Annotated in this window: 13 protein-coding genes; 11 read left to right on the plus strand and 2 right to left on the minus strand. The window is 40.1% G+C overall.

Annotated features, from left to right (window positions below; translation table 11 throughout):
* Nucleotides 1-159: 159 nt before the first annotated feature.
* Entirely contained in the window at nt 160-1,602 is a 1,443-nt protein-coding gene (locus tag AC4PL9_RS13210; protein WP_491605218.1) for an aldehyde dehydrogenase, read from the minus strand.
* Nucleotides 1,603-1,783: 181 nt separating this feature from the next.
* On the opposite strand from AC4PL9_RS13210, the gene hutI reads away from it, so the two are divergent.
* The 6 genes from hutI to AC4PL9_RS13240 all read left to right on the plus strand — a co-directional run bounded on the left by hutI (nt 1,784) and on the right by AC4PL9_RS13240 (nt 7,007).
* A complete protein-coding gene (gene hutI / locus AC4PL9_RS13215) occupies nt 1,784-3,031 on the plus strand; it encodes an imidazolonepropionase (RefSeq protein WP_491605219.1) in 1,248 nt (415 codons plus the stop codon).
* Between the two features lie 64 nt (nt 3,032-3,095).
* The gene (locus tag AC4PL9_RS13220) at nt 3,096-3,500 is read left to right on the plus strand and encodes a pyrophosphohydrolase domain-containing protein (RefSeq protein ID WP_343787965.1); all 405 of its coding nucleotides are present in this window, start codon (nt 3,096-3,098) and stop codon (nt 3,498-3,500) included.
* A gap of 12 nt (nt 3,501-3,512) precedes the next feature.
* Nucleotides 3,513-4,562 carry a T9SS type B sorting domain-containing protein gene (locus AC4PL9_RS13225; protein ID WP_491605220.1) on the plus strand — a complete coding sequence of 350 codons (1,050 nt, stop codon included), beginning with the start codon at nt 3,513-3,515 and terminating at the stop codon, nt 4,560-4,562.
* The gene (locus AC4PL9_RS13230; protein WP_491605221.1) at nt 4,562-5,512 is read left to right on the plus strand and encodes a PorP/SprF family type IX secretion system membrane protein; all 951 of its coding nucleotides are present in this window, start codon (nt 4,562-4,564) and stop codon (nt 5,510-5,512) included. The genes AC4PL9_RS13225 and AC4PL9_RS13230 overlap by 1 nt, the downstream gene beginning before the upstream one ends.
* A gap of 8 nt (nt 5,513-5,520) precedes the next feature.
* A complete protein-coding gene (locus AC4PL9_RS13235; RefSeq protein ID WP_491605222.1) occupies nt 5,521-5,952 on the plus strand; it encodes an NUDIX domain-containing protein in 432 nt (143 codons plus the stop codon).
* Nucleotides 5,952-7,007, plus strand: coding sequence for a glycoside hydrolase family 113 (locus AC4PL9_RS13240; protein ID WP_491605223.1), 1,056 nt, complete (start codon nt 5,952-5,954; stop codon nt 7,005-7,007). Before AC4PL9_RS13235 ends, AC4PL9_RS13240 begins: the two co-directional genes overlap by 1 nt.
* 7 nt (nt 7,008-7,014) lie before the next feature.
* Here the strand turns inward: AC4PL9_RS13240 and ribD are convergent, their stop codons facing one another.
* Complete coding sequence (gene ribD, locus AC4PL9_RS13245; RefSeq protein ID WP_491605224.1) at nt 7,015-8,046, minus strand: bifunctional diaminohydroxyphosphoribosylaminopyrimidine deaminase/5-amino-6-(5-phosphoribosylamino)uracil reductase RibD; 1,032 nt, start codon at nt 8,044-8,046, stop codon at nt 7,015-7,017.
* Between the two features lie 121 nt (nt 8,047-8,167).
* Between ribD and AC4PL9_RS13250 the strand changes: the two genes are divergently transcribed.
* From AC4PL9_RS13250 to AC4PL9_RS13270, 5 genes are all read left to right on the plus strand, one after another.
* Nucleotides 8,168-8,929, plus strand: coding sequence for a Rossmann-like and DUF2520 domain-containing protein (locus AC4PL9_RS13250; protein ID WP_491605225.1), 762 nt, complete (start codon nt 8,168-8,170; stop codon nt 8,927-8,929).
* Entirely contained in the window at nt 8,913-9,434 is a 522-nt protein-coding gene (locus AC4PL9_RS13255) for a KdsC family phosphatase (RefSeq protein WP_491605226.1), read from the plus strand. Before AC4PL9_RS13250 ends, AC4PL9_RS13255 begins: the two co-directional genes overlap by 17 nt.
* Nucleotides 9,435-10,712, plus strand: a complete 1,278-nt coding sequence (locus AC4PL9_RS13260; protein WP_491605227.1) for a hypothetical protein — start codon at nt 9,435-9,437, stop codon at nt 10,710-10,712. It begins immediately after the preceding gene.
* Between the two features lie 2 nt (nt 10,713-10,714).
* Nucleotides 10,715-11,323, plus strand: a complete 609-nt coding sequence (locus AC4PL9_RS13265) for a hypothetical protein (RefSeq protein ID WP_491605228.1) — start codon at nt 10,715-10,717, stop codon at nt 11,321-11,323.
* Nucleotides 11,324-11,552: 229 nt separating this feature from the next.
* Nucleotides 11,553-12,794, plus strand: a complete 1,242-nt coding sequence (locus AC4PL9_RS13270) for a hypothetical protein (protein WP_491605229.1) — start codon at nt 11,553-11,555, stop codon at nt 12,792-12,794.
* The last annotated feature ends 357 nt before the right edge of the window (nt 12,795-13,151 follow it).

Consider the following 13,151-nt stretch of genomic DNA (forward strand, 5'->3'; position numbering starts at 1 on the left):
AAGCACTTATCCAGGCAACTGTCTGTCAGCACCCTCTTTTACGTGTCGGATTGTTCTTCTGTACAGGTGGTTTCGGTTACTAAAAGTAAAAAAGAACCAGGGTGCAGACAAATAGAATAAAAAAAGCCGGGAGAAATATCCCGGCGCTTATGCCTATTTTTATTGTTTGATAAAGACATTTTTTGCTTCTGTGAAAAAGCGAAGAGCTTCCCATCCTCCTTCGCGACCGACTCCGGAAGCTTTCATTCCTCCAAAAGGTGTCCGGAGATCACGAACTAGCCATGAATTAAGCCAAACGATACCACTTTGTAACTGATCGGCCATCCGGTGTGCTCTTTTGAGATTAGAAGTCCATACAGTGGCACTGAGTCCATATTCGGTAGAGTTGGCCATGGCAATAACTTCTTCTTCCGTGTCGAAAGGCATGATCGTAACTACCGGACCAAAAATTTCTTCCTGATTTACACGACAGTCGAAAGAAAGTCCTTCAATAACTGTTGGAGCAAGATAGAACCCATCCTGATAAGGTGCAGGAAGAATAACCCGTTCACCTCCCGTAAGTACGGTACCACCTTCTTCTTTTGCTAATTCAACATAGGACAATACTTTGTTCATGTGTGCTTCGGATACAACCGCTCCCATATGAGCTTGCGGGTCTTCCGGGTAAGAAACTTTTGCATTTTTCACCTTCTCGACAAATGCGTTTCTGAACTTTTCATAAATCGGGCGTTCAACGAAGATACGGGAACCACACAGACAAATCTGTCCCTGATTCGCAAACGAAGAACGCATCGTTGTCGAAAGCATATCGTCAAAATCACAATCTGCAAAAATGATATTCGGATTTTTCCCACCTAATTCAAGCGAAAGTTTCTTAAACATGGGGGCCGCGATACTCGCAATCGTTTTTCCGGTTTGTGTTCCGCCAGTAAAAGAAATTGCTTTAATGTCTTTGTGGCGAACCATCGCATCACCGACTTCATGTCCGTATCCGTGTACAATATTTAATACACCATCCGGCATACCGGCTTCCTTACAAACCTCAGATAAGAGATACGCTGTCATTGGCGTTATTTCTGATGGTTTGGCAATAACACAGTTTCCGGCTGCCAATGCAGGAGCAATTTTCCAGGTAAACAAATAAAGCGGAAGATTCCACGGAGAAATACATCCCACAATCCCGATAGGCTTGCGCAGTGTATAATTAACCCCGACACCTTCCATATAGTGAGATTCCGATGCAAAGTGAAGAATTCCTGTTGCAAAAAACTCAAAATTGGAAACAGCTCTGGGAATATCTACATGAGCAGCGAGTTTTAGCGGTTTTCCATTGTCTCTGGATTCTGCATGAACAAACTCCTCCATGCGGTTTTCAATACCCCGGGCAACCCTCATCATGATGGATGAACGATCTTCTTTCGGCATATTGGACCAAATTGTGTACGCTTCCTTTGCCGCGATTACAGCTTTTTCTACATCAGCAGATCCGGATTGGGGAATTTTGGCGTAAACCTGACCGGTTGCCGGTTCTATATTGTCAATAAAACCACCATTCTCAGCATCAATAAAGGTTCCGTTTATATAGTTCTTAATAATTTTCATACATCGGATTATTTGCTCAAAAATAGTCATTAATCTATAAATCAAAGGAAGGGATGTAGGTATGGTTTACTTTTCAAAAACAAGAGGAAAGTGTAGACTCGAATAATAGCAAAGGATTTAAGCGCTAAACCCTTTCTTAGAACCTCTTTTATTTCCTATTTTTGCAGTAAAAAGCGAAAGAATGTCCAGGTTATTGATTAAGAATATAAAAGGTTTGGTACAGGCGGGGGAAAACTTACCCCGGACAGTGAAAGGAAAGGAGATGAAAAAACTACCCGTAATCGAAAATGCTTTTTTGGCAGTAGAAAACGGGAAAATACTTTCTTACGGACCTATGGAAAATATGCTTGGGATTGATGACTGGCGTAACCTTGAAGTAATTGATGCCAGTGGGAAATATATTCTACCGGCATTCTGTGATAGTCATACACATATTGTATTTGCAAAAAGCAGAGAAGAAGAGTTTGTGGATAAAATCAATGGGCTGAGTTACGAAGAAATTGCTGCAAAAGGAGGAGGAATACTCAATTCTGCACGTGTGCTGGGGGAAACAGATGAAGAAGAACTGTACAAATCAGCATGGAATCGGTTGGATCAGGTAATGTACTCAGGAACGGGAGCGATCGAAATTAAATCCGGATATGGATTAACTCCTGAAGCTGAACTGAAAATGTTGCGTGTCATTAAACGGTTACGCGAAAATCACCCGTTAACCATTAAGTCAACATTTTTGGGAGCACATGCTTACCCGAAAGAATTGAAAGAAAATCATCCGGAATACCTGCGACAGATCAAAGAGGAAATGTTACCCGTTATCCACGAAGAAGGACTGGCAGACTATATCGATGCTTTTTGCGAAAGAGGTTATTTTTCGGTTGAAGAGTTGGTTGAAGTAATGAATGCAGGTAAAGCATACGGATTGATTCCTAAAATTCACGTCAATCAATTTTCTATTTTAGGAGGAGTAAAGGCGGCTGTTGAGCACGGTGCGTTATCCGTGGATCATTTGGAGGAAATCAGTGAAGAAGATATTGCCGTATTGAAAGGAAGTTCCTGTATGCCGACCGTATTGCCCAGTTGTTCTTTTTTCTTAAACATTCCTTTTGGAAAGGCGAGAATGATGTTGGATAACGGTTTGCCATTGGCGTTGGCTACAGACTTTAATCCGGGAACTACGCCCAGTGGAAATATGCTGTTTTTATGGTCGTTAGCCTGTATTAAATTGCGTCTTACTCCGGAAGAAGCATTGAATGCAATGACGATTAATACGGCATACGCCATGGGATTATCAGAAACACACGGAACAATTTCAGAAGGAAAAGTTGCGAATCTGATCATAACAAAAGAGATTCCCTCACTGGCATATATCCCATATTCTTTCGGTGAGAATACAATTGATACCGTACTGATAAATGGTAAAATAATGTAATCCTCTTCACGTTATTTTACAGTAGCCCTGATAAATTGACTAATTTTGAACAAAATTTTCGGATATGAGTGATACATATACATTAGCAAAGGCACTACAGGCAGTTGAAACATTCCACGACGCATTTGGCATTGCAAACAATTACGAACCAACAACGGGGCTGAATCCGGAAGAGGTAGAACTGCGTTACAACCTGATGCGGGAAGAAAATGAAGAGTATCTGGAAGCTGCAAAAGCAGGAGATCTTGTTGAGATAGCGGATGCGCTTGGAGATCAGTTATATATTTTGTGCGGGACGATTCTCAAACATGGACTACAACATAAAATCGTTGAAGTGTTTGAAGAAATTCAGCGTTCGAATATGAGTAAGCTGGGAGCTGACGGAAAACCGATATACAGAGAAGACGGAAAAGTTCTGAAAGGAGAAAACTATTTCCGACCGGATATCCAGCGTATTTTAAACCCATAATACCAGACGTTTATGCATTTGCGAATTACGATACTAACCCTGATGACATTATTGTTTACAAATCAGGCATTATCTGCATTGGTCGTTACATGTCCGACAGATAAAAATGAAAATTTCGAACCCGGTTGTGGTTTTGCTATCGGCGATTACACAGGAGAAGTTGTGATCCTGGAAAGTGATGGAATGACATTTATTAATCAGGTACAGGCTCCCGGAACGGTTATTAATCAAACAACAACTATTCAGATTATTGTTACCGATGAAGGAGGAAATGTAGAATCCTGTTACTTTGACATTATTTTACCACCGCTTCCTGAGATTACACTTTCCAGTACCGAGCCTTTTTGTTACGGAGATGCGGGAGGAAGTGTGACAGCCAATGTTACCGGTGGACAAGCTCCTTACACATATCTTTGGACGACAGGTGAAACGGGAACCTCTATATCTGGTCTTACGGCTGGATCATACGGTGTAATTGTAACAGATGCAAATGACTGTCCCGTTTCGAGAGAGACAACCGTAACTGAACCTACGAGAGTTGTTTTAGACCTCAATGTTCTTGTTTTATCCGGAGGACATAATGTGTCTTCAAAGGATGCAGAAGATGGGGCGGCTTCGGTGACAGCAACAGGAGGAACACCTCCTTATGTATGGCTTTGGTCTACCGGAGAAACAACTTCCTCTGTTTCAGGATTGGGAGTTGGTGAGTATTGGGTAATGGTTACTGATTTTAACGGTTGCGTGGATACAGCTTCTTTTCAGTTAGTGGCTCCGTTTATTATTAATGTACCGGTAGCTATTTCTCCGAATGGAGATGGATTGAATGATACGTTTGTAATTGCAGGAATTGAAGACCACCCGGAAAACAGTTTGCTTATTTTTAACCGAAGAGGAGATATTGTTTATCAGGCTGAGAATTATGCCAATGATTGGGACGGGACTGCTAATGCAGATATGCAAATAGGAAGTTCTGAGCTTCCGGACGGAAGTTATTTTTACCATTTACAAATTAAAGACCACCCCGAAGTAATTCGAGGGAGTGTACTAATAAAGAGAAAGTGATGAAGAGAGGTCTACTATACCTGATGATATGTTTGGGAGGGAGTGCAATAGCACAGACCGGTATGCATTTTTCCCAGTATATTTTTAATTCACAAACCATTAACCCGGCATACTTTAATCACCGTTCTCCGATTTCAGCACAGGTAACTTCCCGTGTTCAGTGGATGAATTACAAAGGTGTTCCGAATACCCATGCAGCTATGGGACAATACAATATCGGAGATCACCACACGGTAGGATTAGTGGCTGTTAATGATAATATTGCCAATAACAATACTTTCCAGATCAGCGGATCCTACGGATATAGACTGAATTTAGGAAAGAGAGCACAGTTGGCATTTGGAGCCAGAGTAGGCTATGGAAATCAGACAATGAATGTCAAAGGATACCTGAACGATACCTATGATCCGATTTTATACTCACGCAGATCTGTACATCACTTCTCAATCGGAGCGGGGATATATGCTGCCGGAGACCGTTTTTTTGTCGGAGTTTCAGCTCCCAATCTTTTTAATAACGGATTGGCAGAGAAAGGAATTGTTACAGATCTTGACAGAGGAACTTATCACCTGATTGGTGGAGTTAAAGTAGCGCAGACCAAAAAGCTTATGTTCTATCCTACGATGGCTTTCAGTCTCACACCAAATACACCGTTGTATGCTTCTATGGATTTGAATTTCATGGTTAATAACGGGCTGTGGTTGACAACCGGTGTTAATTCCAATATCGGAGTAATGGCAGGAATTGGTTACCTGTTTGACAATGGGCTGCGCTTTTTATACAATTACGGATTTTCTTTTGGTGCCTATAACAAATTTGGAGGGGGAACACATGAAATCACAATCGGGTACTCCAAAGACATATTTAAACCTGAATTTTCCAAGCGTCGATATACCAACGGAAAAGGAGAACTTAAATCCTACCGAAAGCAAAAAAGACGCTATAAATAATAGCAGGAATGAAGAAGTTCAACGTTCGGGTATACGGAATTGTGTTTAACGACAAAAAAGAATTACTTGTTGCGCATGAAACCCGGGGGGACATGAATATGACAAAATTACCCGGCGGAGGACTGGAATGGGGAGAAGGTCTGAAAGAAGGACTCGAAAGGGAATTTGTTGAAGAACTGAATTGGGAAGTGGAAGTAAATGAACTGTTTTACCTGACAGATTATTTCCAGATTTCATCTCTCAACCCGGACGATCAGGTACTGTCCGTTTACTACTATGTGAAGAAAGTAGCGAAAAGGTTGGAACCTCATGTCGCGAATGAAGGAGAGATAATTGATTTTGAATGGGTTTCCGGAGATCGTTTGGAAAGCATGGAATTTACTTTCCCAATTGATAAGCTGGTGATCCGCAAGCTGATTGATAAACACTACTACGGATAATGAAAAATTGGATTACCGTACTGGTTATTCTGATAACTACTTCATTTCCGTTATCAGCACAGTACAAGAAAATAGGAGGCGTAAATTTGGCGTCAGCTGAGTTCGGACCGCAACCGGAAAGTGGTATTCCTGCTTTGAAACGAATTCAGGCAAACTGGATCGCTTTGACTCCTTTTGCCTACATGGATAGTAAGACCGATCCGGTTATTCATTATCGCACCGAGCGCAATTGGTGGGCAGATATTCCTGAAAATATGGTATCTGTTGTTCAGGATGCAAGAAAATATGGTTTTAAACTGATGCTGAAACCACACTTTTGGGTTGAAGGTTCCGGCTGGGCAGGGACACTTACTTTTGAAGAAGAAGGCTGGAAAATATGGGAGAAGAACTACGAGCAGTTCATCATGGAACAGGCACAGTTTGCAGAAGATCATAAAATTGAAATGTTTTGCTTTGCTACCGAACTGAAATCAGCAGTTAAAAACCGTCCGGAGTTTTTTATCCGTATCATCCGAAAAATCCGTTCGGTGTATTCAGGAAAGTTGTTGTACGCTGCTAACTGGGATGATTACATGCGTATTCCGTTTTGGGATCAGTTGGACTACATTGGGGTTGATGCTTATTTTCCGGTTACAGAGACGGTCACACCATCTGTGGACGAAGTAAAAACAATCTGGATCGATTTTGCGAATCAACTCAGGGACTTTAGCTACCGGAAGCGAAAGCAAATTATTTTCACTGAATACGGATACCGGAGTATTGATAAACCGGTTTGGAAACAATGGGAGATTGAGTGGGTATCAGATTCCTTAAATGTTAATTTACAGGCTCAGGTAAATGGATACGAAGGTTTGTTTCAGGCAGTTTGGGATGAATTATGGTTTGCCGGTGGTTTTTTATGGAAATGGTATCCGGAGAAAGTACATTACACCGGGTTAAAAGCGAATTCAGATTACACGCCACAGGATAAACCTGCTGAAAAGACGATCGCAAAGTGGTACGGGAAAATCTATAACCAGACTTCTACGAATGCGAACAAAAAGTCAGAAAAGTAAATTCGGGTTATTCCGGATTCTTATAAAAGAATAACCGATCCCCATTAATCTTTTGCATGTTGTCAGGAGCTTTTTTTATGACAGGCGCTATCGTTCCTTTTCCAAATTTGACAGGACCGATAAACCGATAGGTTTCATCCCATAACCCTGAATCGATAAAAGATTGCAAGGTATAGGCTCCTCCTTCGATATAAACAGAAAGCTGACCGAGTTGATACAACGCTTCACAAACAGAAGCAGGCGAAAGAGAATCTATTTTGTAATAATGGATCGTTCCAGCTTTCTCTTCTTTGACTTCGTTTAGAATAACTACGGGCTTTCCATCGGTATAGATTACAGAATCCGGAGTTGCTTTCAAATGTGGATCAATAATGATTCGTAGTGGATCTTTACCGTTAATTTCACGCACAGTGAGAGAAGGATTGTCGTTTTGAATCGTTTTCCAGCCTACCAGTATAGAAGCCTCTTCCGAGCGTTGCTGATGAACGAGAACTTTCGATTCAGGTCCGGTTATCCAACTAATGGTTCTTGAAGGATCAGCGTTGTCCATAAAGCCATCCTGTGACTCGGCCCATTTCAGAACTATATACGGGCGTTTTTTCTGGTGAAAAGTAAAAAAGCGACGATTTTGTAACCGGGCTTCTTTTTCTAAAATTCCTGTTGCTACTTCAATGCCTGCATTTTCCAATCTTGAAATACCAGCTCCGTTTACTTGTGCAAAAGGATCAACAGTAGCAATAACAACTCGTTTGAAGTTATGATGAACCAGTAAGTCCGCACAGGGAGGTGTTTTTCCATAGTGGGAACAGGGTTCCAGTGTTACATAAATGGTACTTTCGGCAAGTAACGATTTGTCCCGTACTGAGTTTACGGCATTTACTTCAGCGTGGGCTTCTCCGCACACTTGATGATATCCTTCACCTATAATTGTATCATTATGTACAATTACAGCACCGACAAGTGGATTCGGGTAGGTATAAGCCCCCCCGAGTTGAGCCAGTCCCAGCGCACGTTGCATGTATTTTTCATCTGTTGACATACCGTACAAATGTACAAAGTTGCAGTAAAAAATAAAGGAAAGGACTTGTTTATCCTTCATAGCTGTGAGGAACGGGTAGGTTTATATATCTTTACGAGGTAAAAACAAGCGGATAAAAACAATGCAAAAGAAAGTGAGTATTGTTGGTTTTGGAAACGTGGGACGGGCTTTGTCGGTTTACTTTCGCAATTCCGGAATCTCGGTACAGCATATTTTTTTACGGAACGGAGCGGAAGTACCGAAAGGCTTTGATTTTTCCTTTCGTTATTTTTCTGAAATTAAAGATAATTCGGATGTTGATCTGATCATTGTTTGTGTGGGAGATCGACAAATCAATGAGGTGATAGAGCAATTACCTTCTGAGGTAACTGTAGCCTACACTTCGGGGAGTATAGGGTTGAAGGATCTTCAACGAAAAGAAAATATAGGCGTTTTTTATCCGTTACAGACCTTTTCCGGTGAGCCGGTTCAGAATATGCGTACAGTTCCGATTTTGCTGGAAAGTAATTCGGATGAGGTACTTTCATTTTTGAGAGTGTTTGGAGAAAGTTTGTTTGATAGAGTTGAAACAGCTGACTCGGATACCAGAGGAGAATTGCATCTTGCTGCTGTTTTTGTGAATAATTTCACGAATCACCTGTACTATCTCGCGGAAGAATATACTCGCAAAGAGGGAATTGATTTTCAATTGTTATTGCCTCTTATAAAAGAAACAGCAGCCAAGTTGAACCATATATCTCCGTATGATGCACAAACCGGTCCTGCAAGGAGAGGAGATGATATTGTACTTTCAAAACATATATCCCGCTTGGAGGGAATACAAAAGAAGTTGTACGAATTATTCAGTGCTTCGATAAAAAAGACGTATGAAAAAGAGTTATAAACAGTTATTACACAAGATTACCACGTTTATGTTTGATGTGGACGGGGTATTTACCAATGGAGACGTAATCCTAATGGAGCATGATATTGTTCGTGTTTTAAATTCCCGCGATGGTTATGCGGTACAGTATGCTGCAAAAATGGGATATCGGATTTTAATTGTTACCGGAGGAAGTTCTGTACAGGTTGAAAAACGCTTGATGAACCTCGGGGCAACGGAAGTACGTTTAAGCTCATCAGATAAACTGAAAGTGTATCAGGACTTACAGAAAAAGTATGGCTTTCAGGATGATGAAGTGTTGTATATGGGAGATGATATTCCGGATTACCGGGTTATGGAAAGAGCGGGAGTAGCGACCTGTCCGCAGGATGCAGCTGTAGAAATTAAAGCAATATCGGATTATCAATCTCCTTATAATGGAGGAAGGTATTGCGTCAGAGATGTGATCGAACAAACTTTGCGGGTACAGGGGAAATGGTTCAATGAAGAAGCGCATCACTGGTAAATGAAAAAAGTGGGGGCATCAAATAGTGTAATTCAGATGCTGCTATTCGTAGCAGCTTGGATTACTTTGTATTTTGCCTTGTATACAACCGGAATACTTACAGAAGCTCCCGGGAGTTTCAATCTGATTCAATGGGATGCCTCCTGGTATCAGTCAATTGTGGATGGAGGGTATGTATACCGGGAAACAGAACAGAGCAATGCAGGTTTTTTTCCCGGATTTCCAACACTCTGGAGAATGTCCGGTCTGGGAGCTTCGGGGATTTCTGTGATCAATGCTCTTCTTTTCTTCTCTGGAGTATTTATTCTGATCAAACAGGTGCGGGCATCTGCTTTTGAACTGTTATATCTGATAACATTACCTTCCGTCTTTTTCTTCTTTGCACCCTATTCAGAAGCGTTGTTCTACATTTTTGGAGCAGGAATTATCTATGCATGGAATACTAAAAAAGTGCTCTGGCTTCTGGTGTTTGGAATAGGAGCCTCATTTGTACGCCCCATGTTCTTCTTTCTGATTCCGGCAATTGTGCTGGCTTTTTTGCTAAAGGAAGGGTGGAAAACGAAGGCGAAGTGGCGCTACATTAGTTTATTGTTATGCGTTCTTGTTGGGGCTGGTATAGGGTTTGGGGTGATTGGTATGCAAACGGGAGATTTTTTTGCCTATAGTAAGTCCCAGGTAGAACATTGGAATCATGGATTCGGAATTCCCTCTTTGCCTTTTACAACCTGGCGGGGTGCCAGAATCCTTTGGCTAGATGCTTTTGCTTTATTCTTCACACTGTTTTCCGGTGTTCTTCTTTTGAAAGAGGTACTATCTGTTGTTGTTAAAAAGAAAAAGACGGAGTTAGACGCCATTGAACTAATCAGCCTTGGATATATTTCCATGATACTGGTGTATGTTTTATTTTTTCATCCGGAAGAGGAGGGGAGAACTTCGTTGCTCAGCATGAACCGTTATGTATTTTGCAGTCCTTTTCTTCATTACCTTTTAGTGAAACGAATAAGGAAAAGTGTACCTTCTTTCAAAAATATTTCCGTATTCCTTTTACTCATAGTTTTGACATTACTGGTTATTGGGTTCCCATTTTCAAGTGTTGTCGAATGGAATCACGCACCGGTTTTCTATTACTCGTTTGTTGCCTTGTTTTTAGTTGTTCAGTCGCTTGTTTTTTTTCGTTTTAAGTTCAGTATCTGGTTACAGATAACTGTCTTACTAATGAATGTACTTCTACAATTGTATTTGTTCAATAGTTTTCTAAAAGGCAATTGGGTAGGATAGATATGAGATTGAATTGTAATTTCCTGAAGACTTTGTTTACAGCAACACTATTTACTTTCGTTAGTTGTTCTGATAACTATAGACAGAGACATATACGCACAGATCAACTGGAGTTGACAATTCATTATCCGGATTCTTTTAGGGAAATGACCGCTCATTGGTGGAATGAACTTTTGACCAACCTAGAAGCACAAAATATGGGGAGTAATTTGGATTTGAGTTCGTTTTACAGAGCCACTACACAATTGGTAATTCAACATTCCGAATTCGACTATTTTTTTATCACTACTGAGGAGCGGGAACAGTTTTCAGAGGTAGAAAAAACGTTTAAGGAAGCCAATAGGCTCATGAATGAAGAGCATTATGTAATGGCTAACTTTATTCTTCCGGATGTTATTTTTGATTCAATTTCCGCTACGGTCAAGGTGAATGGATATGATTTTTCAAGTTACAGGGTAAAAGCGAGTTGGTATGGTTTTATCCAGCATATAGAAATTTTAAGAGCAGAAGTAAACAATAGTGTACTGACAGCAGGCATTTTTTATCAGGATACTCTCTTCGGAAACCAAATGAGAGAGGCTTTTATTTCTTCAGGAATCAGATCGAGATAAAGAGGTTTGTTTATAATGATCTTGGTTGGTGATACCATTAGAAAGATCTCTTTTTGATTCGTGATTGTTTTAGTGTTTAGGAAATAATTGTAGGCTGTACAAGATCATCTTGTATGTGAATGTAATTGAAAAACAGACTAAAAATACAGGCTACCTATTTATGAAAAAGACTTAATCTATTAGTATTTAGCGGAATATATTTATAGATTTGAACTATAAATATCGACTTATGAAAACAGTAAACTTATATGTAACATTATTTGTATTTGCTATTGGCGGGCTATATACACAGCCTTTAAACGCACAAATTTCTATTAGGAAACCAAAAGTTAAGATCACTAAAAAGGATTCAAATGAAAGTTCAGGTAATCTAAAAGATAAGTTAGATGGAAAGCCGGAATACAATCCTGACGATCCTGTGTATAGAGCGTATTCAAGAACACGTGATAATTTAAAATCCGCTCAGGGGACTCTCGATGGTTCGACCTGGGATCTAAATAGAGAAACGGAAAATGAGCAGGTTGTCAAAGATTTAAAGAAGGTAGAAGAGGGGCTGAGTGAGTTAAAATCATTAGGAGAGGATAAAAAGAGCTACTACAAGGAGTTCGAAGAGAGCTACACAAATCTGGAACAGAAGCGTTCTGCTGAGATGAAAGAATACGAAGTTGTTGCCGGTTATGATAAAAAATTGGAAAGTTACTATCGTTGGGTTGTCATGGGGCATGAAATGAATGATAAGACGTTAGAGCCGTCTTATTCAGGGTACTATTCTTTCAAAGAAGACTTTCAAACAAAACAACCGGAAAAGTATAAAGGGGATTATGTACAGAAAAGAATTACTGCTGTAGATAATTTCTTTGAAGTTGAAGTATATCAACAACTTGATGATCTGGAGAAAGATGTAGATAGAGTAATTAAAAATGCTCACAAACCTAACTCTCGTGGAGAGGAAGATTACTTGTTAAATGCAAAGTCGCATTTCAAAAAAATGGAAGAGTTATCTAAAACGATTCAATTCAAAAAAGAATATCTGCTAAAAGATAAGTCGAAAATAAATGAAATCGAAGCTAAGTTGAATAAGGAAAAAAGTACGTTAGGGGAGTATATAGATAGTGGAAAGTGTGATGCATATCGTGCGAAATACGAAAAAGAGCTGGTTGATGCTGTACGATTGGGTGGAAAAGCAATGAGTAATACAAAATATGAAGCAATGGCTTCAAAAGGAGTGGAAAGTGGAACTCCTGTAAGAACGGTTATTACTTCAGCTGTATGGCAGGTAAAAAAGAATGATTTCGGCTATCCCCAATACAAATATCTGGATGTAGACATTGCAGTTAAAAAAGAGGGGAAATGTTATTTGTCGTATGGACAAATAAGAAGAAACTATGAAGGAGGAGGAAGTTATGGAGGTGAATACTTCAATTATTGGGGGATTCAGTCCGAAATGAATTGTGATAATGTTAATAAATAGTTGTTTACCTGAGGGCTATCAGGTTGATAATTAGGTGAAAGAAAATCTTTTTTTCCGGATTAAATTTTTTGTAATAGTGATTTAACGTTGGTTTGAATTACTCTTTTTTTATTGACTGAAAGCAGGGTGGTTGAATCTTATTATCTTTAGTTGAATGAAGGGGAAGAGTAGCCGGAAAAGGTTGATGGGAATATTGGCAGTGGGAATCCTTTTATTACTTGGAGTTTGGAAATTGGTACAGACAGTAAACCTGAATCCATTTCATACGGTTGGGGAAGAAATAGACAGTCTGGATGGGGTTCCCGTCTATTTTAACGGGGGAGTTAACAATGTGGAAGAACGGAATGTGGCAGGTAC

Source organism: Wandonia sp., from assembly GCF_984588085.1.

Excerpts from the sequence above, each read along its gene's own strand:
- AC4PL9_RS13210 (WP_491605218.1), bottom strand. The coding sequence starts at position 1,602 with ATGAAAATTATTAAGAACTATATAAACGGAACCTTTATTGATGCTGAG.
- hutI (WP_491605219.1), top strand. The coding sequence starts at position 1,784 with ATGTCCAGGTTATTGATTAAGAATATAAAAGGTTTGGTACAGGCGGGG.
- AC4PL9_RS13220 (WP_343787965.1), top strand. The coding sequence starts at position 3,096 with ATGAGTGATACATATACATTAGCAAAGGCACTACAGGCAGTTGAAACA.
- AC4PL9_RS13225 (WP_491605220.1), top strand. The coding sequence starts at position 3,513 with ATGCATTTGCGAATTACGATACTAACCCTGATGACATTATTGTTTACA.
- AC4PL9_RS13230 (WP_491605221.1), top strand. The coding sequence starts at position 4,562 with ATGAAGAGAGGTCTACTATACCTGATGATATGTTTGGGAGGGAGTGCA.
- AC4PL9_RS13235 (WP_491605222.1), top strand. The coding sequence starts at position 5,521 with ATGAAGAAGTTCAACGTTCGGGTATACGGAATTGTGTTTAACGACAAA.
- AC4PL9_RS13240 (WP_491605223.1), top strand. The coding sequence starts at position 5,952 with ATGAAAAATTGGATTACCGTACTGGTTATTCTGATAACTACTTCATTT.
- ribD (WP_491605224.1), bottom strand. The coding sequence starts at position 8,046 with ATGTCAACAGATGAAAAATACATGCAACGTGCGCTGGGACTGGCTCAA.
- AC4PL9_RS13250 (WP_491605225.1), top strand. The coding sequence starts at position 8,168 with ATGCAAAAGAAAGTGAGTATTGTTGGTTTTGGAAACGTGGGACGGGCT.
- AC4PL9_RS13255 (WP_491605226.1), top strand. The coding sequence starts at position 8,913 with ATGAAAAAGAGTTATAAACAGTTATTACACAAGATTACCACGTTTATG.
- AC4PL9_RS13260 (WP_491605227.1), top strand. The coding sequence starts at position 9,435 with ATGAAAAAAGTGGGGGCATCAAATAGTGTAATTCAGATGCTGCTATTC.
- AC4PL9_RS13265 (WP_491605228.1), top strand. The coding sequence starts at position 10,715 with ATGAGATTGAATTGTAATTTCCTGAAGACTTTGTTTACAGCAACACTA.
- AC4PL9_RS13270 (WP_491605229.1), top strand. The coding sequence starts at position 11,553 with ATGAAAACAGTAAACTTATATGTAACATTATTTGTATTTGCTATTGGC.